Source organism: Sphingomonas sp. SDUR79 (genome assembly GCF_056821745.1).
The window spans coordinates 1,066,382-1,092,924 of record NZ_JBPDIN010000001.1 but is presented as its reverse complement, the minus strand read 5'-3'; the positions used below and the strand labels follow the sequence as shown (position 1 = coordinate 1,092,924).

Here is a 26,543-nt window from a genome sequence, read left to right as displayed (position 1 = left end):
GCATTCACTGGCCGAACTCCACGCTCGCGCTCACCCGACCCGGCGCGCCACCTTTGGTCAGCTCGACCCGGCGCGCGCGCAGCACCGTCGTCCGCTCCACCGCCGCGATCCAGCCGACCACGGCTTCGTAGCTCGCCTCGGCCACTTGCCCCGTCGCACCGGCACCGCCGGGGGTCAGCGTCACGCTCAGTCCCGCCGCGCTCGCCGCCGCCTGAGCAGCCTCGATCGGCGGACCGTCACTCAGCTTGGGCTGAGTGCCCGGCGCGACCAAAGTCCCCGCCGCCCGCACCCGCGCCGCCAGCGTTTCATGGTTGCGGATATCGGCAATTGCGTCGGCCCGCGCGCCCTGCAGCGGCTTGACGATCCCGAACACCAGGATCAGCGCCGCAAGGATCGCCCCCAGCGTGCCGACCAGCACCCGCTCGCGCGGGCTCAGGCCACTCCACCAGAGCTGGAACCGCAGGACCGCCGCGTCGATGGTCGGGGAGCGTTCGATCTTCATGCCGTCACCGTCACGCGAATTGCACCGTCCGCCCCTGCCCCGATTTGCGCCGGAACCGCCGCCGCACGGAACGCCGCGCGAATCCGCTCGGCCAAATCCGGAGCGCCCGGCTCGATATCGAGCACCAGCATATTGCCCTCAAACCGCATCGCCCGCGCGGTCACTGCGCTCGACAGCGGCGCCAGCGCGCGCGAAGCTGCGGTCACGGCGGGCACAAAGCGCCCCGGCGGCGGCCCCGAAACCGGCAGCATCCCGACCACCGATGCCTCAAGGTCGCCCGACAGATTGACCCCCGGCGCCGCCTGCGCCACGGCCGACCGCACATCCTCGGCGCGCCGCTCGGCAATCACGCGCAGCATCACCACGTCCGCCGCCGCAATCACGACATGCGCCGCAATGCCGGCAGCCGCGATCCAGGCGAGGCGCTTCTTCCAGCTACTCCCGCGCGCACCACGCCGCGCATAAACTCCCTGCCGCAGGTCAATTGCCGGGTTCGCCAGCCGTTCGGCCAAGCCACCGCCGCCGCCAGTCCACGGCGCTTGCGGCAACTCACCGATCGCCAAGGGCCCACAGTTCCAGATGCGCGGGCTCCCCGCCCGCTCCCACGCCGACCCGACCAGAGCGGCAGGCAGCGCAAAGCCGGTGCCATCTCCGGCGCGCACCAACACCCGGCTATCGCGCGCTTCGGCACACCATTCACCCGGCCCCGGCGCAGGCAAGGCAAGCGCATCGGGCACCATGGCGGCATGACCCAGCCCGCCCAGCTCCGCCGCCTCGACCCAGCTCGCCATCTGCGCGTGCCGCACCACCGCGACCAGATAGGTCTGCGGCGCAATTTCCGCGCCCAGCGCGATATGCACCGATTCGATCGGGTCGGCGATCCGGTCCTCGATCGCAAAGGGCAGCGCCTCGATCCGCTTCGCCCGGCTCGCCAGCGGCAGCTCGACGCGCAGCAGCGACACCGATTCGCTCGGGACGAGGATGGTTGCAGGGCCATCAGGCTCGGCTATGATCGCCTGCCCGCCCGCCAGCGTCCACACGCCGCCGGACGCGGCGTTCGCGGACTCCGAAAAGGGTTTGCCAGTCATTCTTTGAGAGGTCCCGGCTGTAACATGGCTTTCACGATGAACACGCATGGGGCTGCGATGCGCATAGTTTTGAAACAATTCGATGACACCGTGGCAGTCGATGCCGCGAAGGGCAAGCGCCGCACGGTGCCAAATGGCGAAGCGGGGCTCACCCTGCTCGAGATGATCGTGGTTCTCGTCATCATCGCGATCGTCGCCGGACTGGTGACGATGAACGTCGTCGGCCGCCCAGATCAGGCACGCGTGACCACGACGAAGACCAACCTCGTCACCCTGTCGAGCGCGCTCACCACCTATCGCCTCGACAATGGCCAATATCCGACCACCGAACAGGGGCTGAAGGCGCTGGTCGAAAAACCGACCACCCCGCCGCTGCCCACCGCCTGGCCCGATGGCGGCTATGTGAAGTCGGCTCCGGTCGATGCCTGGGGCAATCCCTACACCTATGTTTCGACCGGCAGCAGCTTCGAGCTGAAGTCATTGGGTCGCGACGGCAAGCCGGGCGGCACCGAACTCGACGCCGATCTCGACTCGCGCGACGCGGCCCAAACGCCCGCCAAGGGCGGATAAGCAGCATGCGGGGGGCGACCATCCGCAGCGGCGAGCGCGGCATGACGCTCATCGAAATGCTGATCGTGCTCGTCATCATCGGCGTCGCGGCAGGCGGAGTCGCGCTCGGCATCGGTTCGGCCACCCGCGCCCCCTCGGTCGAAACCGAAGCGCGCCGCCTTGCCCTGCGGCTTCAGGCTGCTGCGGACGATGCGATGATCGGCGACCGCATCATCGCGTTCACCGTCGAAAAGGACGGCTATGGTTTTGCCGCAGTCGGCCGCGACGGGTCGATGGCCCCGCTCTCGGATGGTCTCGCCTTCCACCGCCTCCCCGGCGGGATCGCCGTCGAACTCGATGTAGCGCCGCCGGTCATGATGGGCGTAGATGGCGCGGGCAAACCGCTGAATGCAACGATCAGCAATGGCGAGCAGGTCTGGGTCGTCCGCTATGACGGCATGACCGCCACCGCCAGCCGGGCCGAAGCCTCGTGAAGCAAGAGGACGGCTTCTCGCTGATCGAGGCGCTGGTCGCGCTCGCGGTGCTCGCCATCGCCACAGTCGGGCTCGTCCGCGCGGTGGAGAGCCATGTCGACTCCACCCGCGGCCTCGAACGCCGCGCCGCCGCGATGTGGGTGGCGGAAAACCGCCTCGCCGAACTCCAGCTCGCCGACCCCGCCGCTACACAGAGGCAGGTCGAACTGCTCGGCCAGCAATGGCTGGTCGACGTCGCCCGCACCCGCACCGAAGACCCGGCGATCGACAAGGTGCGCATTCAGGTGATTGCGGAAGGCGAACGTTCGCCGCTTGCATCGCTCGACGGGTTCGTGGAGGGCACACGGACATGATCCGCTTCCCCGACCTCTCGCCGCGTCAGGCGCGCACGACGCTCGATCTCGTCGCGGGTGCCGTGATCGTGTCGGTCGCCATCGCGCTGGCCGGTCTCACCTGGCGTATCGCGGGGCATGCCAGCACCGGTGCGGTCACCATCCCGTCCGGCGCGCGGCCGGTCGCGGTGACCGCCGATGTCACCCCCGCCCTCGCCTTCGCGCCGTTCGGCAAGGGCGCGGCGACGGACGCGACTCAAGCAACCGCACTGCCGCTCAAGCTCAAGGGCGTGTTCGCCGCCAGCCCGGCCGCGCTCTCGGTCGCCTATATCGAAGTCGGCGGCGAAGCGGCCAAGCCATTCCGCATCGGCGAAGCCCCCGGCGGCGGAACGATCGAGGGCATCTTGCGCGACCGCGTCATCCTGCGAGTGGCTGGCCGCATCGAATATCTCGCCTTTCCCGATCCCGCGCTGACCGCGGACCAACAGCAGGCAGCCGCTGCGCCCGCAACACCTGCCCAAGCGACAACCGCCGCTCCGCAATCCCCGCGCTCGCCGCATGCCGTTGCGCTGCCATCTGCACTGGTATCGGGACTGTCGCCGGTCCCCGGCGGCGTTCAGATCGGCCCGGGCGCTCCGCCGGGGCTCCAGCAGGGCGATGTCATCACGTCGGTCAACGGGCGCGCGATCAACACGCAGGCTCAGGCTGCCACCGCTCTTGCCACTGCCCAGTCGCAAGGCTCCGTCCAAGTCCAGATCACCCGCGATGGAAAGCCCGTGACGCTGACCATCCCGACCCGCTAGGGATCCCATTGTGCCGCACATGATCCGCAAGACCGCTCTCATCTTCGCGCTCGCCGCGATGACCGCCCAGCCGGTATTGGCCGCGCAGACCGACGGCGCGGACATCGTCGTCAACATGCGCGGGGTCGAGATCGCGGACGTCGCCGACCAGATTTCGCGCCTCACCGGTCGCACTTTGATCCTCGACCCGGCGGTCAAGGGCAGCGTCACCGTCACCTCCGCCACCCCGCTGACCTCGGCGGGGGTGTGGGAGCTGTTCCTGTCGGTCCTGCGCGCCAATGGTTTCGCGGCGGTCCGCTCGGGCCGCGCGTGGCGGATCGTGCCGGCTGGCAACGCCGTGCGCGACGGCGGCGTGTCGTCGCGCTCGGCATCGGGGCAGGAACTGGTGACGCGGATGATCCGTCTGTCCAACGTGCCCAGCGCCGAGGCTGCCCGCGTGGTGCGCCCGCTCGTCGCCAGCTTCGGCAGCGTCGAACCGCTGGCGCAGCCCAACGCCGTCGTCGTCACCGACTATGCCGACAATGTCCGCCGCGTCGAATCGATCCTACGCTCGCTCGACGGCAATGGCAGCGGCATGACCTTTGCCACCATCACCCTGCGCAACGGGAGCGCGCCGGAAGTCGCACAGGCGCTTCAGACCGTCCTCGGCGACGCTGCATCGGGCGGCGCGCGCGTCGCGGCGGATGGGCGTAGCAACACGATCATCGTGCGCGGGTCGCCCTCCGCCGTCGCTGACGCGCGTCGCATGGCGGCCTCGCTCGACACCCCCGGCGGCGCGACCCCCATGACCCGCGTCTTCCGCCTCAACTATGCCGATGCCGAGTCGGTGACCGAAGTGCTGCGCGGCATCCTGGGTCAGGAAGCAACCACCACCAACCCGGTCGCGCGCAGCCTGTCGGGATCGCGCAACAACCCGCGCAGCCCGACCGGCGTGCTCGGCGGGCTGATCGCCTCGGGCGGGACCAGCACCGCCGAAACCGCCGCCGCAGCAGCAGCGGCCGCGACTGCGCAATCGGCACAGCTCGGGCAGCAGTCGGAAGCGACGCCACAGGGCTTCTCGACGCCCGAGGTCACCGTCCAGCCCTCACCGGACATCAACGCGGTCGTCGTGCGCGGCACCCCCAGCACCATTGCCGCGATCGAAGCGATCATCACCGATCTCGACGTCCGCCGTCCGCAGGTGCTGATCGAAGCCGCCATCGCCGAAATCTCCGGCGAGGAGGCGGAGGCACTCGCGGTCCAGCTCGGCACCAGCGGTGCCGCGCTCAACAGCGTGGAAGGGGCCGGAACCTCGTTCAACACCGCCGGCCCCTCGCTCGGCGCGATCCTCAGCGCCCTGGGTGTCCCGGCCGGTACGCTGCTCGGCGCGAGCCAGGGCCTGGTCGGCAACGTCTCGATCGGCGACAATTTCTCGATCCTGGTGCAGGCGCTCGGGACATCGACCAAGTCGAACCTGCTCTCCACGCCCCAGATCACGACGCTCGACAACAAGGTCGGCGAGTTTGTCGCCGCCCAGCAGGTGCCGTTCGTCACCGGATCGATCCTCACCGATTCCAGCAATGTCCGTCCCTATACCTCGATCGAGCGCAAGGATGTCGGCATCACGCTGAAGGTCCTCCCGCGCATCAATGCCGGCGACACGATCCGGCTTGAGGTGGTGCAGGAAGCCTCGTCGATCGCCGCGACCCAGCTTAGCCAGGCGACCGACCTGATCACCAATCGCCGCGCGATCACCACGACCGTGCTCGCCGACAATGGTCAGACGATCGTGCTCGGCGGCCTCACCTCGGACGATTATGGCCAGGTGAAGAGCCAGGTGCCGATCCTGGGCGACATCCCAATTCTGGGCGAGCTCTTCAAGGCCCGCCGCGAAACCCGGCAAAAGCGCACCCTGTTCATCTTCCTCAAGCCCACAATCCTGCGCAATGGCGAGGATGCGGCGGCGATCGCCAAGGCCAAATATGCCCGGCTGCGGGCAGAGGAACTGGACCTCAATTCGCCCAGCAACCTGCTGCTCAAGCCGCTCCAGCCACGGCTGACGCTGGAGATCGACGGCATTTACTGAAGCGCATGGTGCAACCTTCAGTTTTTGTTTCAAAATGTGCTGCCTTCAAATAGCCTGGCAGAGATCGAGGCCCGCCGGGCCGGCTGGCGAAGGATTGAGTATGCGTCTTCTGTTCTCCGCTTTGATCGCAACGTTGCTTCCGGCAACCGCCGGAGCGCAGAACAACCAAACGACTAGCCATAACGAAATCAAGGCGCTGCTGGAACGGGTGCGTGCACCCATGTACGCGGCATCCGGAGCGACGGTGCCGGGAAAGACGGCCACCTATTCATTTTCCGGAACCGGCTGCACTGCCCGACTTGAGGTCAGCTACCCCTCGCACCAGATCGGGACCACCTCGCACGCCGCCCGAACCGAAGCGATCGATTTCCGATGGGGAACCGTCCGTTCGACGCGCCTTTCCAACAGCGATCAATATGTCGTCGTAAGCGGCCCCGGCCTGCCTGAGCGCGGACGGTTTCTCTACGCTGGCGCCATGGCAACCGCGCTGAAGGCCGCCATCGACCGCGTTGTGCGTGCATGCGGCGGACGGACGAGCGAGCCGGTGCTGGTCTCGCCTCCCGCCCCACCCGCCCCGCCCGCCCCGCCGTCGCAGCCCGCGATCAGGATCGAAACCGTACCCGGCAAAGGCTACGCCGCCGTTGTGGGCACCTTCCCGGTGACGCAGCTCGCATCCGTCAGCGATCGGATCAGCGTGCTGGCCAAGCAGCGCTGCGGTCGCCTGTCGGCGCGGATGGGCCGCTACAAATATTTCACCAGCACCGACGCGCAAGGCCGCGCCGCGCTGACCCAGTATCGCGCAAGCTTCAGCTGCTATGACCCCGCGACCGATCCCTATGAACGCGCACCCGCCGACTGGAAGCCGAGCGCGCAGGATCAGGCCGACCTGACCGCCTTCGCCCAGCGCTATATGGGCCTGCTCGACCGCAGCGATTATGTCGCCGGCATGCCGATGATGGAGCCGATCCTCGAGATTGAGAAGGACGAGTGGCTCAGCGTCCCCAACATGCTCAGGCAACATGCGGGCGGGAAAGGCCGCTGGACGCTGCAAACGCTTGGCTGGGTCAACAATCCCGAGGGCGCCTCGCATCCGGGGCGCTATGCCTTCGTCAAGGTAACCGGAAGCTATCCCAAGATCGCCGCCTATTGCGGGACGCTGGTGATCTATCGCCAGCGCCCCGGATCCTATCTGATCACACAGCAGAATCTGAGCGTGATCCCGGAAAGCTGGATTACCAGCGGACGCACGACACGTGCCGAGGCGCTCAAGTCCTGCAGCCAATAGTCACTCGGCGGGCGGCGGTTCGTCCTGCATCGCCACGCGCACCCGCTCGCGCCCGCGGGTGAAGAAGGCCGCATCGATCGCCAGGCTCTCCAGCCGCCAGCCATCGACGCTTTCGCCCACCGCCAGCGTTCGCGCGCTGCCATCGGCGCTCCGCACCAGCGCCACCGCATCGCGGTTGAGCCTTCCGGCAATGCCCGTCAGCGCGGGTGCATCGGCCGGTGCAGCGTCACCCTCCGCTGCGGCGAACAGCGGCCGTTCGAACACCCGCGCCGGTGCGGGCAAGGGCGGCGGCACGATCGTCGCGATGACGGGCCGCGCGGCGGGTCGCGGCGCGACCGGATACGAATAGAGGGCGATCACCGGCACAAGCGCAGCGACGATCCCCGCCGCGATCAGCACGCGTCGCTCGATCCGGCTTATCGCCATGCCGCCACCATTTCACCCTCGACCCGCACGCCGCCATCGGCCAGCGCGTTGACGCGCCAGCTGCGAAAGCGGATCAACGGCGTGCCGCGCTCGACACCGTCGAGCATGGCGATCACCGCCTTTTCCCGACCGGACAGGCGGACGCGAAGCGTGACGACGCCGGTCTGCGAAGGCCCGTGTGCGAGTGCCTCGACCAGCACCCCGGCAGCGGCGGCGCTTGTCCAAACATGCCCGGCAAGGCTGCGCGCGGCCGACGCGCGGTTCCCTGCGGCGATGGCAAGGCCGGGGTCGACCAGCGGTCGCGCCGGCTCGGGCGCGGCGGTGAGGCTTGCCGTGAGATCGGCGCGGGTCTGGCGCGCGGACCACAGTCCCGACAGCGCCTCGGCCAGGGGCGCCGCCAGCAGGGCCGCCGCGATCAGGCCCCCGCTCAGCCCTGCCGCCACGCTCGCGCGTCTCATGCCCGCGTCCGCAGCGTCACGACGACGCGCGCGTCCTGCGTCCGCCGCTGCCCGCTCTCCCGCAAGGAAGCGAGCAGCGCGTCGCGGCGCAGTGCGCCCCGCAACAGATCGGGGTCGCTCACCGATATCTCGACTTGCATTCGCCCTTCGGAGTCGCGCGCGGCGGAAACCAGCCGGGCATCGTCGGGCAGCGCGCGCGCCAGTCGATCGAGCGTCGCGGCCACTGGCGGCTGGCGCGTCGCATCCCGCAGCACCGCCGCCGCTGCCCCCCGTGCCGCCTGTGGGGCGTTGCGGGTCCGCAATTGGTTCGCCAGCGCCCGATTGTCCGCCTCGCCCCCAGCGCGCAGCATGTGTGCGCCGACGATCGTCAGCAAGGGCCCGAGTGCCACAAGCCCCGCAAGCGCCAGCGCCAGTCGGACATCCGCAGCCACCAGTTTCGGCCGCGCCCGCGCCACACGCACGGTGCGTCGGACCAGCCGGTCGGTCAGGCTGCTAGGCGGCACGCTCATCCGATCGGCTCTAGCGAAGCGGTTGGCCTCTGCCCAGCGGTCATGAAATTGCCGCGAAATCGCAACACGTTCGTCCGCAAACCTGCATCACGCCGTAAAGCGCTGCGGCCACAGCGTTCCTGCACCTGGTCCAAACGGGACCTGGGTTCAGGGGACACAGACATGACCGAACTCACTGCGCACGGCTTCGCGTACAGCGATGGCGACGTCGACACCAATACCAGCGACAATCCCAGCCTCAACGCGATGATCGAACAGCGCTATTCGCGCCGCGCCGCGCTGCGTTCGGGCGCCATCGCGGCCTCGACCGCAGTGTTCGGCGGCGCAGTGCTGGCCGGCTGCGACAGCGCCGCCTCCGGCTCCGACCCCTTCCCCAACATCATTTCGGTCGGCTCGTCGGGCACGACCAAGGCGGGTCGCGTCGTCACGCTGAACGCCAATGTGACGGACAATGGTGCGGTCACCTCGACCTGGGTGCAGACTCAGGGGCCGACGGTCACGCTGACCAACCCGACATCGACCACGCCGTCGTTCATCGCCCCGGGTGTTTCGAACAGCACTCAGCTGCGCTTCGAATATCGCGCGACCGACACCGCAGGCCAGATGACGGTCCAGAGCGTCACGGTGGGCGTCGACGTCGCCGAACTGGGCTTCACGTCGATCGCCAAGAATCGCAACGACGTCGTCACCGTTCCGGCCGGCTATTCGGTTTCGGTGCTGACCCGCCTTGGCGATCCGATTGCTGCGGGCGTCCCGGCCTACAAGAATGACGGCACCGACACCGATTTCGCCAACCGCATCGGCGACCATGGCGACGCGCTCTATTGGTATGGCCTGTCGGCGAACGGCGCGCGCGACGACAACAGCTCGGTGCGCGGCCTGCTCGTCCAGAACCACGAGAATTTGAACGTTCAGTATCTCCACCCGGCCGGTCCGACCACGCCCGGCGGCGTGCGTCCGGAGGCCGAGGCGATCAAGGAGATCGAAGCGCATGGCGTGTCGGTCACCGAAGTTGTCGAAGGTGCCAACCGCGCCTGGACCTATGTCCAGAACTCGGCGTTCAACCGCCGCATCACGCCGAACACGCCCGTCGTGTTCAACGGGCCGGTGCGCGGCGCGGCGCTGCTGCACACGCCCTATTCGAATGACGGCACCGCCGGTCGCGGCACGATCAACAACTGCGCCAATGGCCACACCCTGTGGGGCACCAACCTCACCTGCGAAGAAAACTGGGCCGGCTATTTCCGCCGCAGCGGCGACGATGCGCAGCGCACCGCGCGTGAGCTGGTCGCTCTGCGCCGCTATGGCGTCAGCAGCAGCAGCGGCGGCTATGGCTGGGCGTCGGTGAGCGCGTCCGATCCCAGCAACACGCTGTTCCGTCGCTGGGACGCGCGCGCGACCGTCGGTGGCAGCGCCACGACCGACTGGCGCAACGAACCCAACCAGTTCGGCTGGTGCGTCGAGCTCGATCCCTATGACAAGACCAAAGCCCCGCGCAAGCGCACTGCGCTGGGCCGCATGGGCCATGAAGGCGCATGGTTCGGCAACGCGATCCCGGGCAAGAAGCTCGCCGTCTATCTCGGCGACGACGCGCGCGGCGAATATTTCTACAAGTTCGTGTCGAACGCGACCTGGACCGCCAGCGACGCACAGGCGACCGATCGCCTCGCAATCGGCGACAAGTATCTCGACGCCGGCACGCTCTATGTCGCCCGCTTCAACGCCAATGGCACGGGCACGTGGATCCCGCTGGTGTTCGGCCAGGTCCCCAACCGTCCCGCCGTCGGTGCGGATCCGGAATATGTCTTCGCTGACCAGGCGGACATTCTCACCCACGCCCGTCTCGCCGCCGATGCGGTGGGCGCGACGCGGATGGACCGTCCGGAATGGACCGCGACCAACCCGGTAACCGGTGAAATCTACCTCACCCTCACCAACAACAATGCAAGCCTCCGTCCGATCACCGGCACCGACGCTGCAAATCCGCGCCACTATAACGACCCCAAGGGTGCGTCGAACCAGTTCGGCAACCCCAACGGGCACATCCTGCGCATGCGCGAACTGTCCGAAGATCCTGCCGCAATCACCTTCGGTTGGGACATCTACCTGTTCGGCGCGGACTCGGCTGAGGCGAACAGCGACGTCAACATCTCGGGCCTTACGGCGGCGAACGATTTTTCGAGCCCCGACGGCCTGTGGTTCTCGCGCCCGACCAACCCGGGTGGCGTGGCCAAACCGCTGCTGTGGATCCAGACCGACGACGGCGCCTTCACCGATCGCACCAACAACCAGATGCTGATCGCGATGCCCGGCATTACCGGCGATGGTGCGAACGTCACGATCACCAACCGCGGCAATGGCGGCACCACCGGCACCCAGACCACCCGTCGCGGTGCGCTGGCGACCGATGCGACGCTCAAGCGCTTCCTGGTCGGTCCGATCGGCTGCGAAATCACCGGTGTCGATACCACGCCGGACGGCCGCACCCTGTTCGTCGGCATCCAGCATCCGGGCGAGGACGGCACTCCCGCCGCCCCCGACAGCAGCTGGCCCGCGACTCAGGCGACCGGCACCGCTCCGGCAGGCACGCGCCCGCGCTCGGCGGTGGTGGTGATCACCAAGAATGACGGTGGCGTTGTCGGCCTCTGATCCTGTGACCCCAACTGAAAAAGGGGGCGGTCTCGCGACCGCCCCCTTATTTGTACCTGCGTCGATCCCCGATCAGGGGCGGCTACGAATCCGCGCCGTGCCGTCCGGAGTGATCTCGACCACATAGGGCTCCGTATTGTCGCACACGACCCGCCAGCGAATGCGGTCGGCGCGGGTCTCGACGCGGGTCAGTTCGGTGACCTCCTGACAGGTCAACTCGGCATCGCGAATCGCGCGCAGCATCACGCCATCCTGCAGCCGCTTGGGCATCGCGACGATCCGCTTTTGCAGGTCGCTCAGTGCCGCCGGAGCCTTCGACGCCGCGGGATCCGGCACGTTTTCGTCAGAACCGCCGCCGCACCCGGCCAGCAGCACCGAACCTGCAAAAATTGCCATCATGGTTCGCATCATTCGCACCTCCATGCCGCTAACAACGCCGATCGTCACGGCTTCGATCCGATCATTTTCAGAAACAACCGCGTCGCCCGCTCCACCCGCGCCCGAATCGCCTCGGGTGAGGGCAGTGGCTCCAACCCCAGCTTCAGGCCCATGTCCGCTGCGCCCTTCCACAGCCCGCACAAATCCTGCGCCGCCAGGTTGGGATCGTCGACCTCCACCTCGCCGCGGCGCGCCGCCTCGGCCAGCACCTCGGCCAGCCGCCCGAAACACACGCCCGGCCCGGCTTCATAGAAGCGGCGTGCCAGCGTCGGGACCTGCGAAATTTCATTCAGCAGCACCCGGTCGATCGCGACGTGATCCTCGCTGAACATGAAGGTCAGCAGCGACACACCATAGGCGTTCAGCTGGTCCTCCAGCGATCGTTGGTCGGATACGCTGTCGTCGAACACCTCGGCCATCCGCGTGCTTACGGCGCGGATCACCTCTTCGAACAGCGTCTCCTTGTCGCCAAAGCGGCTATAGACGGTGACCTTCGACACGCCGGCGGCTTGCGCGATTTCCTCGATCGTTGCGGCATGGAAACCGCGCGAAAAGAACGCCTGCCGTGCCGCCTCGACGATCGCTGCATATTTGGCAGGATCGCGCGGGCGTCCGGCACGGCGAGGCTCCTTCCCCGCACACCCCATGTGAAAGGGGACGGTCAGCGCTGATACGCCTTGGGCAAGGCGCCTTCCTTCGGATCGAAATAGCGCTTGCGCAGCTGGTCCTGACGCGTCTCGATCGGCTGCTCGACGCCGTCGATGAACACCCGCACCGCTGCCGTCCCGATCTCCAGCGGATCGCCGTCCCACATGACGACGTCGCCGCGACGACCGGGACGCAGCGATCCGAACTCGCCGCCCAGCCCCATGGCCTCGGCCGGCTTCGAGCTGATCGCCGCGAACGCCTGACCCCACTCAAGCCCCGAAGCGCCCGGAACCTTGGTCAGCGCGACCAGATTGCCGGCATATTGCTTGATCAGCCGCGCCTGACGTGCCTCGTCATCGTTGATCATGCCGATGCCGACCGTCGCCCCGGCGGCCTGCATCCGCCCGATATTCGACTGGGTCGCCGCCAGCTGTTCGAACGATGCGGGAAGGTCGGACAGCGCCGAGGCCAGCACCGGCACCTTCGCCGCTGCAATCTGCCGCGCTACGGTCCACCCCTCGTTCGCACCCACCAGCACCAGCTTGAGCCCCGGCACCTCGCGCTTGAGGTCGAGCACGACCAGAATGTCCGACGCGCGCTCGACATGAACCAGCAACGGCACCTGCCCCGTCACGACCGGCACCAGCGCCTGCGCATCGGCGCGGGTCAGCAGCGCGTCCTTGCCGCGATCGGCAAAGCTCGCTGGTGCCCGCGCATAATCGCGCACCTCGAACAGGATATTCTTGAGCATCGCGATCGCCGCAGGGCGACTGCCCCCGGCGCGGCGCGCGCCCTCTTCGCCATAGACCATGAACTGAAACGCGCGCGGCTTGCTCACCGCATCCATGTCCGCGCCAAGATCGATGATCGCCCCCTGCCCGGCAAAGATCGAACCACGCGCTTCGGGCGCCACCACGGCGCGGGTGATCCCTTCGGCGCGATTGACCGTGATTGCGCTGGTCTTGGGATTCACGGCAGTCGACACGTCGATCGCCGCGTTGAACGGGGAGTTCCCCGCCGCGCTGTCGTCGGTCTCGCTGACCCCGTCGACCTCGACGATGCCCACCCGGCTAAAGCCCGCGAACAGGCCCGGCGTGACCCAGCGCCCGCCGGCATCCACCACCGGCACGCCCGCCGGCACCGCGACACCTGCGCCGGCAGCGACCACGCGACCGTCGCGCACCACCACCGTGCCGCCCTCGACCGGGGCGGAGCCATCGCCAATGACCAGCCGCGCATTGGTCACCGCCACCGTCTGAGCGGCAGCGGGGAATGCGGCGCCGATCGCCGCTGCTGCAATCAGGAGCTTCTTCACTTCACGTCTCCCGATCCGGGCTGGCCGAGTTCGAAATCGGATACCGGCCGCAATTTGGGGTTATGCATGTCGAACAGCAATGCGCCGTCGACCCACACCTTCTCGGGGCGGGTGTAGACGCTGAACGGATTGCCGTTCCACAGCACCACGTCCGCCATCTTGCCCGGCTTCAGGCTGCCGGTGACCTGATCGACGCCCAGCGCCTTGGCCGGGGTGATCGCGACCCATTTCCACGCGAGTTCTTCAGGGATCACAAAGCCCGCGCGCTTGGCTGCTGCGCGGACCTTGCCGATTTCCTGGTTGAGGCGCTGAATGCCGTTGGCGTCGTCCGAATGAATCATGCCGCACGCGCCCTCGCGCTCCAGCACGGCAAGGTTTTCGGAGATGGCGTCATAGGATTCCATCTTGAACCCCCACCAGTCCGCCCAGACCGCCGCGCAAGTGCCATTGGCCTTGAGCAGATCGGCGATCTTGTAGGCTTCGACCGCGTGGTGGAACGTGCCGACCTTGTAGCCGAACTCCTTGGCCATATCGAGCACGATGGCCATTTCGTCGGCGCGATAGCAGTGGTTGTGGACGATGATCTCGCCCGCCAGCACGCCGCGCAGCGTGTCCATCGCCATGTCGCGCGCGGGAGGCTCGCCGCCATTTTCCTCGTATCGGTCCCAGCGCTTCTTATAGTCCTGCGCGCGTGCCCAGGTCTGGCGGTCGACCGCGATATTGCCCATGCGGGTCGATGGCATCCGCCCCTTGCCGCCATAGACGCGCTTGGGATTCTCGCCGCACGCCATTTTGAGGCCATAGGGCGCGCCGGGGAATTTCATCCCCTGCATCGTGCGGGCATAGACATTCTTGAGCGTCACGCCGCGCCCGCCGAACAGGTTCGCTGACCCTGGCAGGATCTGCAGCGTGGTCACGCCGCCATTGGCCAGCGCGCGCGAAAAGCCGGGATCCTGCGGCCACACACTATGCTCGGCCCACACTTCTGCGGTGACCGGCCCGGTCGCCTCGTTGCCGTCGGAATGTGCCGACACGCTGGGGCTCGGATAGTCGCCAAGATGGCTATGCACGTCGATGATGCCTGGGGTCACATATTTCCCCGCGCCGTCGATCACCGTTGCCCCCTCGGGCGCGGCGATGTTCTGGCCGACCTCGACGATCTTGCCGTCGCGGAACAGCACCGCGCCGCGCTCGATCTTGCCGCCCTCGCCGTCCAGAATCGTGACATTGGTCAACAGCGTCGGCACGCCCGGATAGGGTTTGTAGGTCGAAGGATAGGGATTGTGGTCATATCCCTTGTTCTTGCCGGGACCCTTGCGTGCCGGTGCTTCCGAGGACGCACTCTGGGGCTTGGTCCCAGCGGTCGCGCTACATGCCGCCAGCGTCGCCGCCGCAGCCGTGCCGATGATGATCCGGATCAACGCCTAAATCTCCCTGTCCGATGCCGCGCGGTCGGTCCGCCGCGCCGTTCTGGCGACGTTAGGGACGAAAAGCGTTGCGCGCAATTTGCCGATTTGCTCCAAGGGTATGAAGCAGTTGCGGGGGGCAAGGGGCAATGACGGCACAGGGCGCAAGCGCCGCCGCGCGCAACGGCGCGGTCGCGGTCGATGCCGCGCCTCCGTTCGGCGATCCCGCAGGCGCGGACGTCGCGCATCGCACGCTCAAGGGCGATGCCAGCATCCAGTTCGACTTCCCGTGGTTCATCCCGGAACAGCGCGAAATGCCCGAATGGCTCCGGGACACGCTCCGGGCGCTCGGCAATTTCATCGAATGGGTCGGCGGCGGCTGGACCGTCCTGATGTGGATCGCGATCGCGCTGGTGGTGATCGCGCTTGCCTTCGCGATCTTCCCGCCGCTCCGCGCCTGGCTCGCCAACCGTATGGCTTCGGTTGGCGCAACCGTTGCGACGCCAGGCTGGACCCCCGAAGCATCGGTGGCCCGCGCGCTGCTGGTCGAAGCCGATGCGCTTGCCGCCGCTGGCCAATATGATGCGGCGGTACGCCTGCTGCTCCACCATAGCGTCGAGGATATCGAGCGGTGGCGCGGCGATCCCCTGCGTCCATCCTGGACCAGCCGCGATATCGCGCGGATCGAAACGCTACCTGATGCTGCGCGCACCGTATTCGGTCGCATCGTCGCCGATGTGGAGCGCAGCCTGTTCGCCGGCCATCCGCTGGGAGAGGCCGACTGGACCCGCGCCCGCGCCGATTATGCCGGCTTTGCGCTCGGCCGATGACCCAGAGCAGCGCCAACCCGTTTCGCACCCGCACGGTGCTGATCCTTGTCGCGGCAGGGTTCATCCTCGCGCTCGGCTTTCTGCTGGTCAGCGCCTATGGCGACCGGATCGATCGCCAGCGCGGCAATATCCCCAGCCCCGCATCGCGTTTCGCCACCGGCTTTTACGGGCTGACGAAACTGGTCGAACTGGCCGGCGGGAAAGTGAGCATGTCGGGCGATCCGGCAGAGCGGCCCGAACAGGGTATCCTGATCCTCACGCCCAATGCCGGCACCACGCCAGCCGAAATGGAGGCCGCACTGGAAGATGCGGCCGGGCCCGACGCGCCGGTCCTCGTCGTCCTCCCCAAATGGATCGCCGCGGCCCAACGTGATCAGCCCCGGCGTGAACAGCGCATGGGATTACTGCCGGCCCAGCGGATCGCGGCCCTGCTCGCCCCGCTGGCGGAAGCGACCGTCGAGCGCGAAAAGCCCGGCGCCCTGATCATCCGCACCAGCCTGCCGATCCCTGCCTTCCGCCCGCCCGAAGACGCGCTCCAGTCGCTGCGCGGCGACAAGCTCTATCCGCTGATCGCCGCACCCGATGGCGGGGCGGTGCTGGCGGAGATTCCGGGCAAGAACATCTTCATCCTCGCCGACCCGGACCTGATCAACAATCACGGCCTGTCGCATCGCGCCAACGCCCGCGCCGCGCTGGCGATGCTCGCCGGGCTGGACCCGCAGGCGCCCGGCGCCGTCGTCTTCGATACGATGCTTCCGTATGGCAGCGGCGGGCGCAACCTGCTCCAGCTGGCGTTCGAGCCACCCTTTGCCGGGGTCAGCATCGCGCTGCTGATCGCCGCGCTGCTCGCCGGGATCGCGACTTTGGCCCGGTTCGGCCCGGTCCGGCGCGAACAGCGCGCGGTGCCGTTCGGAAAAGCGGCGCTGATCGACAATATCGTCAGCCTCGCCCGCCGCGCCCGCCGCACGCGCGAGGGGGGCAGCGCCTATGCCGACGCGATCCGCGACTGGGCCGCACGCCGCCTCGCCCTGCCCCGCACGCTCCAGGGCGAGGCCCTCGACGCACAGCTCGACGCGGTCCCGACAACGACCTCCTACGCCGCCGCGACCGAACGCGTCCGCGCCGCGACCACCGAAACCGAACTGCTCCACGCCGCACAGGCGCTCGATGATTGGCGAAAGGAAGTAAAGGCATGACACTCGACGACGTCCGCAACCTCGGTGCGGCGATCGAAGCCCAGGTCGCCAAGGCCGTGGTGGGTCAGGGGCGCGCGACGCGCCTCCTCACCATCGCATTGCTCTCGGGCGGCCATGTCCTGCTCGAAGGCGCACCGGGCACGGCCAAGACCCTGCTGGCACAAAGCTTTGCGCGCACGCTCGGCCTCGACTTCGGCCGCATCCAGTTCACCCCCGACCTGATGCCCGGCGACATCGTCGGCGCCAGCCTGTTCAACTTCCAGAGTTCGTCGTTCGAACTGCGCCGCGGCCCTGTGTTCACCGAATTGCTGCTCGCCGACGAAATCAACCGCACCCCGCCCAAGACCCAGGCCGCTTTGCTCGAAGCGATGCAGGAGCGCGCGGTGACGATCGACGGCTCGACCGAAAAACTCTCCGACCGCTTCACCGTCGTCGCGACGCAGAACCCGATCGAGCAGCAGGGGGTCTATCCCCTGCCCGAGGCTCAGCTAGACCGCTTCCTGTTCAAGCTCGCAATCGACTATCCCGATGCCGAGGCCGAACGCGCAATCGTCGCGCAATACGGCACCCGCACCGGATCGCCCCGGCCGGAGGATAGCGGCGTCGAGCAGGTCGCGACCCCCGATGCGCTCAAGGCCGCCAGCGACACCGTGCTCGAAGTGCGGCTGGCGGATGAGATCATCGCCTATGTCGTCGACCTGATCCGCGCGACCCGCGATCATGCCGACCTGTCGCACGGCGCATCGCCGCGCGCCGCCTCCGCACTCGCCGCAGCAGCGCGCGCCGCCGCCGCGCTGGAAGGGCGCGACTATGTCATCCCCGATGACGTCAAATTGCTCGCCCAGCCGCTGCTGCGCCACCGCGTCGTCCTGTCGCCCGCCGCGGAGATCGACGGCCGCCGCACCGACGACATCGTCGCCCAGCTGATCGACCGGGTCGAGGCACCGCGTTGATCGTTCCGACCCAGCGTGCGGTCGCGCTGACGCTGGTGGCGGCGCCGATGGCGCTGCTGCTCGGCGTCGTGCGTCCGGACGGCTGGCTGCTCGCGGTCGCCTGGGCAGCGGGCGTGGCGCTGCTGGTGCTGCTCGACGGGTTGATGGCTCCACGCATCCGGGCCACCGATCTCAGGATCGAGGGGCCGGGCGCAGTGGATGTCGGCGGAACGGTTGCACTTGCCGGCACAACCCCGGGCCTCAGCTACGCGGCAGACGTCTCTCCACCGTTAGAACTTCTCCCCTCCCGCTTGCGGGAGGGGTCGGGGGAGGGCCTGTCCAATCAGGCCGCACTCCAAGAGGAGAGACCCTCCCCTAGCCCCTCCCCCAAGCGGAAGGGGAACACGCTCGACTTCACCGCAACCCGCCGTGGCACAGCGAAGCTCTCACGCATCTGGGCGCGCGCATCGGGTCCGCTCGGCCTCGCCTATCGCCAGCGCAGCGCCGCCACCGACGACAGCATCCGGATCCTCCCCGACCTGCGCCCCGTGCGCGAACAGGGGGTGCGCCAGTTCCTGCGCAGCCGCCAGTTCGGCACGCGCATTCGCCCCGAAAGCGGCGACGGCACCGAATTCCAGTCGCTCACCGATTTCCAGCCCGGCATGGAACGCCGCGCGATCGACTGGAAGGCCACCGCCCGCCACCTTTCGCTGCTTGCCCGCGAATATCGCACCGAGCGCGACAACAGCGTCGTGTTCGCCGTGGATTGCGGACGAACGATGAGCGAGCCGGTCGCCGGTATGCCGCGCATCGACCGCGCGGTTTCCGCCGCCCTGCTCGCCGCCTTCGTCGCGCTCAAATCGGGCGATACCGTCCGCCTGTTCGGGTTCGCCGGACGCCCGACTGCGGATTCGGGCAGCATCACCGGCGCGCGCGGCTTTGCAACGCTCCACCGCACCGCCGCCGAACTCGATTATGGCGTGCAGGAAAGCAACTTCACCCTCTCGCTCGTCGCGCTTGACCAGCGGCTCCAACGCCGCAGCCTGATCATCCTGTTCAGCGAATTCACCGATCCGACCAGCGCCGAACTGATGCTCACCGCCGCCGCGCGGATGCGCAAGCGCCACCGCCTGCTCTTCGTCCTGTTCCGCGATATCGAGCTTGAGGCGTTTCTTGAGGCGCGCCCGAAAACGGCGGACGACGTGATCCGCGCCAATGTCGCCCACGCCCTGCTGCGCGAGCGGCGGATCGTGATCGAACGGTTGAAGCGGCTCGGCATCGACGTGCTCGAATCCGGCCCCGACGACCTCGCCCTCGCGCTCGCCGAGCGCTATGTCCGGGACCGCGAACGGCCATGAGCAATACCGTCTTTGGCGTCAGCCAGTTCCGCGCCGAACGCGAAGCCGATTGGCAGCGGCTCGAAGCGATGCTCGACCTGATCGAGAAGAAATCGCCGCGCCGCCTGTCGAGCGAGGATCTGTTCGAGCTTCCCCGCCTCTATCGCTCGACCCTGTCGGCGCTGTCGATCGCGCGCGAAACTTCGCTCGACGGGTCAATGATCGCCTATCTGGAGAGCCTGTCGACCCGCGCCTATTTCATCCTCTATGGCTGCCGCGACTCCTTCTGGAAGCAGCTCGGCGGGTTTTTCGCACAGGGCTGGCCCGCCGCAGTGCGCGGGATGGTCCCCGAAATCCTGATCATCGCGGCATTGTTCATCGGCAGCGGCCTTGCCGGATACTTCCTCGTGCTGGCCGATCCAGGCTGGTTCGGCGCGATCGTGCCCGGCGAGCTCGCCGGCGGCCGCAACATGCAGGCGAGTGTCGAAACCCTGCGCCAGTCGATCTATGGTCCGCCCGATCATGACGGCCTCGAAATCTTCGCGACCTTCCTGTTCACGCATAACAGCCAGGTATCGATCATGGCGTTCGCGCTGGGCTTTGCCTTCGGCATCCCGACACTGTTCCTGATCGCGAGCAACGGGGTGCTGCTCGGTGCCTTTTATGCCGCCTTCGTCTCCAAGGGGCTGGGGGTGGGCTTCACCGGCTGGCTGATGATCCACGGATCGACCGAATTGAGCGCAATCATCCTCGCCGGGGCGGCGGGGCTGCACATCGGCCGCGCGGTCGCATTTCCCGGCGACCGCAGCCGCCTTGCCGCGGCGGGTGAGGCTGGACGCCGGGGCGCGCTGGTGATGATCGGGGTCGTCATCATGCTGCTCGTCGCCGGCCTGCTCGAAGGCTTTGCGCGCCAGCTGATCACCGCCGATGCAGCCCGCTTTGCCATCGCCGCGACGATGTTCGCGATCTGGGTGGTCTATTTCGCGTTGGCCGGACGCCGTCGCCATGGCTGAGCGCAAGGATCGCCTGGTGCGTGAGCTGGTGACGCCCGAGGGCGCGGTGCTGCATCTGCGCCTCGCCAGTGCCGGGTCGCGCGCGGCGGCATTCACCATCGATGCGGCGATCATGCTGGGAAGCCTGATCGCGGTGACGATCGCGGCATTCGGCCTGCTGAGCAACAAGGCGTCGCAGTCTGTCGCGGTGATCCTGTGGCTGCTCGGCTTCTTCCTGCTCCGCAATTTCTACTTCACCTTGTTCGAAAGCGGCGGGCGTGCTGCGACGCTGGGCAAACGCGCGCTCAAGCTGCGGGTCGTCGCACGCGACGGCGGGCGGCTGACCGGTGGCGCAGTGCTCGCCCGCAACCTGACGCGCGAGATCGAGGTGTTCCTGCCACTCATCTTCCTGCTCTCGGCACAGGCAGAAGGGTTCAGCAACCGCTGGCTAACCCTGTTCGGTTTTGGCTGGACGGCGATCTTCATGCTGTTCCCGCTGTTCAACCGCGATCGGCTGCGCGCGGGCGATCTGATTGCAGGCACGTGGGTGGTCGAGAATGAACGGCCCAAGATCGCCCCCGACCTGCTCGCCGATGCCGAACCCGCGCGGATCGAGCTTTACGCCTTCACGCCCGAAGAGCTGGAAACCTATGGCCAGATGGAGGTGCAGCGTCTCGCCGACATCCTCCATCGCGATGAGGCGGATACGATCGTCACCGTCGCCGGCGTGATCCGGCGCAAGCTCGGGCGCCCCGACCATGGCACCCATGTCGGCGAGGATCGCGCCTTCCTCGACGCCTATTACGCAGCCGCGCGCCGCCATCTCGAACGCCGCCTGTTGTTCGGCAAGCGAAAGCGCGACAAGTTCGATTCGGAAGGTTAGGAACGCCCCATGACCGACACGAAACCCGACATTCCCGGCGTCATCGCCCCGCCGCCGCTGATCTTCCTTGGCTATCTGATCGCCGGGATCGCGCTGGAATATCTGGTGGTCCGCACCCAAGGCCTCGATATGCCCGGCTCGCTGCGCTGGACGGTCGTCGCGTTGTTCCTGCTGGCTGGCGGTGGCCTGATCGCCGCCGCACTGGGCCGGTTCAAGGCCGCTGGCACCCCCGCCCCGCCCTGGCAGCCAACCACCGCATTCGTCGTGCAGGGCGTCTACCGCTGGACCCGCAACCCGATGTATCTCGGCATGACGCTCGCCTATCTCGGCCTCACCGTCGCTGCGAACGCACCGGTCGCCTTATGGCTGTTCATCCCGCTGATCATGACGATCCACTATGGCGTGATCGCGCGCGAGGAACGCTACATGGCGGACAAATTCGGCGTCGCCTACGTCAACTACGCCCACAACGTCCCGCGCTGGCTTTGACCGGATTGCCGCCCAACCTCCGTTTGCCCTGAGCTTGTCGAAGGGCGGGATACTGTCCTAGCTGAACACAGGAATTGTGCTTCGACAGGCTCAGCACAAACGGCTGTGGTGATCTGCAGCCAGACTGAGAACCGTCAGCCTTCGCGCTTCCCAAAGAAATGCTCGACGATATGCTCGGCGATCCGCGCCGGGCGCAGCGTCGTTGCGTCCACGCAGCACCAGCGTGACTTGACCTCGGCCAGCACGTCGTCGCCGCGGCGGATGATCGTTTCGTAGAACGCGCTGACGCCCTGGACCTTCTCCAGCAGCACCGTCGCGACAACCTCGTCATCGAGGAAGGCGGGCTTGCGATAGGTGATCTCATGCTTGAGCGCGACCCACAGGTGCTTCGCCACCTCTTCCGCCGGTGCCAGCTTCTGCCAATGCGCCAACACCGCCTCCTGCACCCATTTCAGGTAGCTGGCGTTATTGACGTGCCCCATGAAGTCGATGTCGGCGGGATCGACGGGGATGGGCACTTCGAACGGGATGGCTGCGCGCGTCATGGGTTCACCTTAACGTAAACCAGCCGCAGATGCGAGGGGGCAATCGCGCGCCCGCGCAAATCCGTAAAGCCCCATTGATCCCGCTTTCGAATTCACGGTATGCCCGGTTCAAACGATAAAGGAGGATGCAATGACTCACCCGATCCCGGCCCAGGCCAAGCAGATGCTGTCGACCGTTACCGAGGATGGCGGCCTCGAACTCACCTTGCGCGACGTGCCGGTGCCCCAGCCCAGCGGTGACGAAGTCCTGATCCGGGTCGAGGCGGCGCCGATCAACCCGTCCGACCTCGCGGTGATGCTCAGCGTCGCCGACTCCAACGCGTTCGAGTCACTCGGCTATGGCGCGCGGGCGGAAATCCCCGAAGCGCTCCGCCGCCATGTCGCGGTGCGCGCGGGCAAGCCGCTGCCGATCGGCAATGAAGGCGCCGGTACGGTCGTCGCCGCCGGAGACGATCCCGCCGCACAGGCGCTGATCGGCAAGACCGTCGCTGCAGCGGGCGGCGGTTTTTACAGCCAGTATCGCCTGCTCCGCGCCCGCGATTGCCTCGTCTTCCCCGATGGGATCGCCGCCGAAGAAGCCGCCTCGTCCTTCGTCAACCCGATGACCGCGCTTGGCATGGTCGGGACGATGCGGCGTGAAGGCTATAAGGGCCTCGTGCACACCGCCGCCGCGTCGAACCTTGGCCAGATGCTGGTCAAGCTGACCCTGTCCGAAGGCGTGCCGCTGGTGAACATCGTGCGCAGCCAGACCCAGGCACTGCTGCTCCGCGATCTCGGCGCGACCCATGTCGTCGACAGCAGCGCGCCCGACTTCATGGCCCAGCTGACCGACGCCATCGCCGAGACGCAAGCCTTCCTCGCCTTCGACGCGATCGGCGGCGGCAAGCTCGCCGGCCAGATCCTGACCGCGATGGAGGCCGCGGCCGTCCGCACCAACCCGGCAAATGGTCCCTATGGCTCGTCGACGATGAAGCAGGTCTATATCTATGGCGGCCTCAGCACCGCACCGACGGAACTGAATCGCGGTTTCGGTATGATCTGGGGCGTCGGCGGCTGGCTCCTCACGCCCTACCTCGCCAAGGCTGGGATGGAGGAAGTGATGCGGATGCGCGCCAAGGTCGCCGCCGAAATCCGCACCACCTTCGCCAGCAGCTACAGCAACCGCATCAGCCTTGAGGACGCGGTCCAGCCCGGCTGCATCGCCGCCTACAACCGGCGCGCGACGGGGGAAAAGTATCTGATCCTCCCGCAACTTTGATCGCGCTCCGGGAAACCATGCGTTCCCATTTCGTGATTTGAACAAGTCGGGGGCGTCGCGCATTATCGTGGCGCCCCCGTAACGCAATCCGGAGAACCCCCATGCGCATCGTCCTCGCCACCCTGCTCGCCGCAACCGCCATCGCCACCCCCCTCGTCGCCCAGCAGATGCCGGGGTCGAAGGACAAGGCCGCGATCACCGGCGGCAGCTACACCGTCGACGCCAACCACACGTTGGTGAAGTGGGAGGTCAACCATTTCGGCTTCTCGCCGCTCTGGGGCCTGTTCGGCCAGGTCACCGGCACGATGCAGCTCGACCCCAAAAACCCCGCCGCGTCCAAGGTCGACGTGACCATCCCGGTGTCGAAGATGGTGACCGGCGTCCCCGGCTTCACCGCGCACCTGCTGCGCGACGGCAAGGACGGCGGCAAGCCTGACTTCTTCGGCTCGGCCCCGGCCGACGCGAAGTTCGTCTCGACCCATGTCATGGTCGATGAAGACGGCGACGAGGCCAAGGTTCATGGCAACCTCACCCTCAACGGCATCACCAAGCCGGTGACGCTCGACGTCGATTTTTACGGCGCGGGCAAGGCGCCGGCGCAGATGGGCGGCAAGGAGAATGTCGGGTTCGAGGCTGAGGCCACGATCAAGCGCAGCGACTTCGGCCTCGGCTATGCCGTGCCGCTGGTCAGCGACGAGGTCGAACTGACCATCGCCGCCGCCTTTCAGAAGTAACCGCTCAGGCCGCGCGCCGGATCTTCGCAAAGCCCTCAAAGGTGGCGCGAACATTCGGCGACGCGGCCTCGAGCCGCTCGGCAATCTGTTCCATCAGCGTGTCGGAATCGCCGCCGGGCATGCGGTGCGCCATCGCCCATTCGCCGAACTCACGCGCCTCGATCGCGCGGCGGGAAAGCGTCACGACCGCGCGATGGCGCGGGTCGCCACCGATCCGGACAAAGGCGCGCTCGACCGCCTCTTCCGGTCCCTCCAGCACCTGCAGGAACCGCCGCCCGTCGGCGTAGAGAAAGCCGGTGATACCATCCCGCGCATTGTTGCGCCGCGACACCGTCAAAATCTGTGCAACGTCGATCGGGGCGCAGTTGGAGGCGCTGCTGATGTACATGATTTGAAGCATTTTTCGTCCTGTTCAGCCCCCAGCTCATCCTATGCCGCTCAAATCTTTATAGAATGATATCGCTAGGCCGGTGGCCGAGCGGAGGAATCCGTACTGGACATTTGTTGCGCGGCCGGGCTAAGCGCCTCGCATAATGTTGCACGACTGCGGCCTCACCCTGCTTCGACTTATCCGCCCTTAGGGCGTGGATTCGCGCGGGCACCCCCTGCGCACACGGCCTAAGGGCAGAGCAAACCCTCCCCTGACCGTCCGTTTCGAAGCGAGAAGTCCCATGTTGCGCGACCCCAGCGTCAAATACCGCCCCTTCCCCCAGGTCGATCTGCCCGATCGGCAATGGCCGTCCCGCACCATCACCAAAGCGCCGCGCTGGCTCTCCACCGACCTGCGCGACGGCAATCAGGCGCTGATCGACCCAATGAATGCGGAGAAGAAGACGCGCTTCTTCGACCTGATCTGCCGCATCGGGATCAAGGAGATCGAGGTCGGTTTCCCCAGCGCCGGCGCGACCGAGTTCGACTTCATCTCCGGCCTCGTCCGCGACGGCCGCATCCCCGACGACGTGACGGTGCAGGTGCTGACGCAGGCGCGCCGCGACCTGATTGAAACCAGCTTCGAAAGCCTGCGCGGCGCGAAACAGGCGATCGTCCATGTCTATAACGCCGTCAGCCCGGCCTGGCGGCGGATCGTTTTCGGCATGGAGCGCGCGCAGGTTAAGGGCATCGCCATCGACGCCGCCCGCATGCTGCGCGACGGCGCGGCGGCGCAGCCCGACACCGACTGGCATTTCCAATATTCGCCCGAAACCTTCTCCACCGCCGAACTCGATTTCTCGGTCGAGGTGTGCGCCGCCGTGATGGACGTGCTGCGCCCCACGCCCGAACGCCCGCTGATCCTCAACCTGCCCGCAACGGTCGAGGCGGCGACCGCCAACATCTATGCCGACCAGATCGAATATTTCTGCCGCCACATCCCCAATCGCGACAGCGTGGTGATCTCGCTCCACACCCATAACGACCGCGGCACCGGCGTCGCGGCGGCGGAACTCGGTCTGATGGCGGGCGCCGATCGCGTCGAGGGCTGCCTGCTCGGCAATGGTGAGCGCACCGGCAATTGCGACCTCGTGACCGTCGCGATGAACCTGTACACGCAGGGCGTCGACCCCGGCCTCGCCTTCGATGACATCGACGAGGTGGTGAAGACGGTCGAATATTGCACCAACATCCCGGTCCATCCGCGCACGCCGTACGCCGGAGACCTGGTGTTCACGGCATTTTCGGGCAGCCACCAGGACGCGATCAAAAAGGGCTTCGCCGCGCAGGAAGCGCGCAACGACGCGCTCTGGGAAGTGCCCTATCTCCCGATCGACCCCGCCGATCTCGGCCGCAGCTACGAAGCGGTGATCCGCGTCAATTCGCAGTCGGGCAAGGGCGGCGTCGCCTGGGTGCTGGAACAGGACAAGGGGCTGAAACTCCCCAAGCGGCTCCAGGCCGATTTCAGCCGCCACGTCCAGCGCATGGCCGACGAAACCAGCCGCGAACTCAACGCGCAGGACATCTGGGCGACGTTCCAGAGCGCCTATCGTCTCCAGACGCCGCAGCGCTTCACGCTCGGTGCCTATGACGAAACCCGCGCATCCAATGGCGAACGCATCTTCGCCGGATCGATCGAAGTCGACGGCGTGTCCAAATCGGTCAGCGGGCGCGGCAACGGCCTGATCTCCAGCGTCGTCGCCGCGATCCGCGAAGGGTTCGGCGTCGATCTCGACATCGCCGACTATGCCGAACACGCGATCGGCCATGGCTCGACCGCACAGGCCGCCGCCTATGTCGAATGCCGCACCGCCGACGGTCAGACCGTGTGGGGCGTCGGCATCGACGAAGACGTCGCCACCGCCAGCGTCCGCGCCGTCCTCAGCGCCGCGAGTGCGCTGGCTTGAATTGCCGTCGCCCCGGCGCAGGCCGGGGCCGCCAAGTTTGTTAG

At 67.2% G+C, this 26,543-nt stretch carries 28 protein-coding genes; 17 read left to right on the top strand and 11 right to left on the bottom strand.

What is annotated here, in order from left to right:
- Nucleotides 1–4: 4 nt before the first annotated feature.
- Together gspM and gspL are read right to left on the bottom strand one after the other, a co-directional pair.
- Nucleotides 5–502 carry a type II secretion system protein GspM gene (gene gspM, locus ACRYLO_RS05195; protein WP_482659194.1) on the bottom strand — a complete coding sequence of 166 codons (498 nt, stop codon included), beginning with the start codon at nucleotides 500–502 and terminating at the stop codon, nucleotides 5–7.
- Nucleotides 499–1,590 carry a type II secretion system protein GspL gene (gene gspL, locus ACRYLO_RS05190; RefSeq protein ID WP_482659193.1) on the bottom strand — a complete coding sequence of 364 codons (1,092 nt, stop codon included), beginning with the start codon at nucleotides 1,588–1,590 and terminating at the stop codon, nucleotides 499–501. The genes gspM and gspL overlap by 4 nt, the downstream gene beginning before the upstream one ends.
- Before the next feature lie 24 nt (nucleotides 1,591–1,614).
- Here gspL and gspG point away from each other — a divergent pair, with 24 nt between their 5' ends.
- From gspG to ACRYLO_RS05160, 6 genes are all read left to right on the top strand, one after another.
- A complete protein-coding gene (gene gspG / locus ACRYLO_RS05185; protein WP_482659192.1) occupies nucleotides 1,615–2,160 on the top strand; it encodes a type II secretion system major pseudopilin GspG in 546 nt (181 codons plus the stop codon).
- A 5-nt stretch (nucleotides 2,161–2,165) separates the two neighbouring features.
- Nucleotides 2,166–2,633 (top strand): prepilin-type N-terminal cleavage/methylation domain-containing protein, encoded by a 468-nt coding sequence (locus ACRYLO_RS05180; RefSeq protein WP_294016907.1) that lies wholly within the window; start codon nucleotides 2,166–2,168, stop codon nucleotides 2,631–2,633.
- A complete protein-coding gene (gene gspI, locus ACRYLO_RS05175) occupies nucleotides 2,630–2,986 on the top strand; it encodes a type II secretion system minor pseudopilin GspI (RefSeq protein ID WP_482659191.1) in 357 nt (118 codons plus the stop codon). Before ACRYLO_RS05180 ends, gspI begins: the two co-directional genes overlap by 4 nt.
- Nucleotides 2,983–3,768 (top strand): type II secretion system protein N, encoded by a 786-nt coding sequence (locus ACRYLO_RS05170; RefSeq protein WP_482659190.1) that lies wholly within the window; start codon nucleotides 2,983–2,985, stop codon nucleotides 3,766–3,768. Before gspI ends, ACRYLO_RS05170 begins: the two co-directional genes overlap by 4 nt.
- Before the next feature lie 19 nt (nucleotides 3,769–3,787).
- Nucleotides 3,788–5,833 (top strand): type II secretion system secretin GspD, encoded by a 2,046-nt coding sequence (gspD, locus tag ACRYLO_RS05165; protein WP_482659189.1) that lies wholly within the window; start codon nucleotides 3,788–3,790, stop codon nucleotides 5,831–5,833.
- A 100-nt stretch (nucleotides 5,834–5,933) separates the two neighbouring features.
- The gene (locus tag ACRYLO_RS05160; RefSeq protein ID WP_482659188.1) at nucleotides 5,934–7,118 is read left to right on the top strand and encodes a hypothetical protein; all 1,185 of its coding nucleotides are present in this window, start codon (nucleotides 5,934–5,936) and stop codon (nucleotides 7,116–7,118) included.
- Here ACRYLO_RS05160 and ACRYLO_RS05155 read toward each other — a convergent pair whose 3' ends face one another.
- From ACRYLO_RS05155 to ACRYLO_RS05145, 3 genes are read right to left on the bottom strand one after another with little or no spacing between them, the layout of a single operon-like run.
- On the bottom strand, nucleotides 7,119–7,544 hold the full coding sequence (locus tag ACRYLO_RS05155; RefSeq protein ID WP_482659187.1) for a hypothetical protein: 426 nt from the start codon (nucleotides 7,542–7,544) through the stop codon (nucleotides 7,119–7,121).
- The gene (locus ACRYLO_RS05150) at nucleotides 7,535–8,002 is read right to left on the bottom strand and encodes a hypothetical protein (RefSeq protein ID WP_482659186.1); all 468 of its coding nucleotides are present in this window, start codon (nucleotides 8,000–8,002) and stop codon (nucleotides 7,535–7,537) included. The genes ACRYLO_RS05155 and ACRYLO_RS05150 overlap by 10 nt, the downstream gene beginning before the upstream one ends.
- Entirely contained in the window at nucleotides 7,999–8,511 is a 513-nt protein-coding gene (locus ACRYLO_RS05145; RefSeq protein ID WP_482659185.1) for a hypothetical protein, read from the bottom strand. Before ACRYLO_RS05145 ends, ACRYLO_RS05150 begins: the two co-directional genes overlap by 4 nt.
- A 162-nt stretch (nucleotides 8,512–8,673) precedes the next feature.
- Here ACRYLO_RS05145 and ACRYLO_RS05140 point away from each other — a divergent pair, with 162 nt between their 5' ends.
- Nucleotides 8,674–11,160 (top strand): PhoX family protein, encoded by a 2,487-nt coding sequence (locus tag ACRYLO_RS05140; protein ID WP_482659184.1) that lies wholly within the window; start codon nucleotides 8,674–8,676, stop codon nucleotides 11,158–11,160.
- A gap of 72 nt (nucleotides 11,161–11,232) precedes the next feature.
- Here ACRYLO_RS05140 and ACRYLO_RS05135 read toward each other — a convergent pair whose 3' ends face one another.
- Genes ACRYLO_RS05135 through ACRYLO_RS05120 form a run of 4 tightly spaced genes read right to left on the bottom strand, consistent with a single transcriptional unit; the run spans nucleotide 11,233 to nucleotide 14,979 of the window.
- Entirely contained in the window at nucleotides 11,233–11,568 is a 336-nt protein-coding gene (locus ACRYLO_RS05135; protein ID WP_482659183.1) for a hypothetical protein, read from the bottom strand.
- 35 nt (nucleotides 11,569–11,603) lie between these two features.
- On the bottom strand, nucleotides 11,604–12,245 hold the full coding sequence (locus ACRYLO_RS05130) for a TetR/AcrR family transcriptional regulator (protein WP_482659182.1): 642 nt from the start codon (nucleotides 12,243–12,245) through the stop codon (nucleotides 11,604–11,606).
- A 14-nt stretch (nucleotides 12,246–12,259) separates the two neighbouring features.
- Nucleotides 12,260–13,561, bottom strand: coding sequence for an amidohydrolase family protein (locus ACRYLO_RS05125; protein ID WP_482659181.1), 1,302 nt, complete (start codon nucleotides 13,559–13,561; stop codon nucleotides 12,260–12,262).
- A complete protein-coding gene (locus ACRYLO_RS05120; RefSeq protein WP_482661676.1) occupies nucleotides 13,558–14,979 on the bottom strand; it encodes an amidohydrolase in 1,422 nt (473 codons plus the stop codon). Before ACRYLO_RS05120 ends, ACRYLO_RS05125 begins: the two co-directional genes overlap by 4 nt.
- A 137-nt stretch (nucleotides 14,980–15,116) precedes the next feature.
- Between ACRYLO_RS05120 and ACRYLO_RS05115 the strand changes: the two genes are divergently transcribed.
- Genes ACRYLO_RS05115 through ACRYLO_RS05085 form a run of 7 tightly spaced genes read left to right on the top strand, consistent with a single transcriptional unit; the run spans nucleotide 15,117 to nucleotide 21,626 of the window.
- A complete protein-coding gene (locus ACRYLO_RS05115) occupies nucleotides 15,117–15,797 on the top strand; it encodes a DUF4129 domain-containing protein (protein WP_482659180.1) in 681 nt (226 codons plus the stop codon).
- The gene (locus ACRYLO_RS05110; RefSeq protein WP_482659179.1) at nucleotides 15,794–16,993 is read left to right on the top strand and encodes a DUF4350 domain-containing protein; all 1,200 of its coding nucleotides are present in this window, start codon (nucleotides 15,794–15,796) and stop codon (nucleotides 16,991–16,993) included. The genes ACRYLO_RS05115 and ACRYLO_RS05110 overlap by 4 nt, the downstream gene beginning before the upstream one ends.
- The gene (locus tag ACRYLO_RS05105) at nucleotides 16,990–17,946 is read left to right on the top strand and encodes an AAA family ATPase (RefSeq protein WP_482659178.1); all 957 of its coding nucleotides are present in this window, start codon (nucleotides 16,990–16,992) and stop codon (nucleotides 17,944–17,946) included. Before ACRYLO_RS05110 ends, ACRYLO_RS05105 begins: the two co-directional genes overlap by 4 nt.
- Nucleotides 17,943–19,283: a DUF58 domain-containing protein gene (locus ACRYLO_RS05100; RefSeq protein WP_482659177.1), complete on the top strand. Its 1,341-nt coding sequence runs from the start codon at nucleotides 17,943–17,945 to the stop codon at nucleotides 19,281–19,283. The genes ACRYLO_RS05105 and ACRYLO_RS05100 overlap by 4 nt, the downstream gene beginning before the upstream one ends.
- Nucleotides 19,280–20,275, top strand: a complete 996-nt coding sequence (locus tag ACRYLO_RS05095) for a stage II sporulation protein M (RefSeq protein WP_482659176.1) — start codon at nucleotides 19,280–19,282, stop codon at nucleotides 20,273–20,275. The genes ACRYLO_RS05100 and ACRYLO_RS05095 overlap by 4 nt, the downstream gene beginning before the upstream one ends.
- A complete protein-coding gene (locus ACRYLO_RS05090) occupies nucleotides 20,268–21,137 on the top strand; it encodes an RDD family protein (RefSeq protein WP_482659175.1) in 870 nt (289 codons plus the stop codon). Before ACRYLO_RS05095 ends, ACRYLO_RS05090 begins: the two co-directional genes overlap by 8 nt.
- A gap of 9 nt (nucleotides 21,138–21,146) precedes the next feature.
- On the top strand, nucleotides 21,147–21,626 hold the full coding sequence (locus ACRYLO_RS05085) for a methyltransferase family protein (protein WP_482659174.1): 480 nt from the start codon (nucleotides 21,147–21,149) through the stop codon (nucleotides 21,624–21,626).
- A 134-nt stretch (nucleotides 21,627–21,760) separates the two neighbouring features.
- Here ACRYLO_RS05085 and ACRYLO_RS05080 read toward each other — a convergent pair whose 3' ends face one another.
- The gene (locus ACRYLO_RS05080; protein WP_224920221.1) at nucleotides 21,761–22,171 is read right to left on the bottom strand and encodes an acyl-CoA thioesterase; all 411 of its coding nucleotides are present in this window, start codon (nucleotides 22,169–22,171) and stop codon (nucleotides 21,761–21,763) included.
- Between the two features lie 130 nt (nucleotides 22,172–22,301).
- On the opposite strand from ACRYLO_RS05080, the gene ACRYLO_RS05075 reads away from it, so the two are divergent.
- Nucleotides 22,302–23,429 (top strand): zinc-binding dehydrogenase, encoded by a 1,128-nt coding sequence (locus ACRYLO_RS05075; protein ID WP_482659173.1) that lies wholly within the window; start codon nucleotides 22,302–22,304, stop codon nucleotides 23,427–23,429.
- A 101-nt stretch (nucleotides 23,430–23,530) separates the two neighbouring features.
- A complete protein-coding gene (locus ACRYLO_RS05070; protein ID WP_482659172.1) occupies nucleotides 23,531–24,163 on the top strand; it encodes a YceI family protein in 633 nt (210 codons plus the stop codon).
- Between the two features lie 4 nt (nucleotides 24,164–24,167).
- Here the strand turns inward: ACRYLO_RS05070 and ACRYLO_RS05065 are convergent, their stop codons facing one another.
- On the bottom strand, nucleotides 24,168–24,563 hold the full coding sequence (locus ACRYLO_RS05065) for a BLUF domain-containing protein (protein ID WP_482659171.1): 396 nt from the start codon (nucleotides 24,561–24,563) through the stop codon (nucleotides 24,168–24,170).
- A gap of 271 nt (nucleotides 24,564–24,834) precedes the next feature.
- Here ACRYLO_RS05065 and leuA point away from each other — a divergent pair, with 271 nt between their 5' ends.
- A complete protein-coding gene (gene leuA, locus ACRYLO_RS05060; protein WP_482659170.1) occupies nucleotides 24,835–26,499 on the top strand; it encodes a 2-isopropylmalate synthase in 1,665 nt (554 codons plus the stop codon).
- The last annotated feature ends 44 nt before the right edge of the window (nucleotides 26,500–26,543 follow it).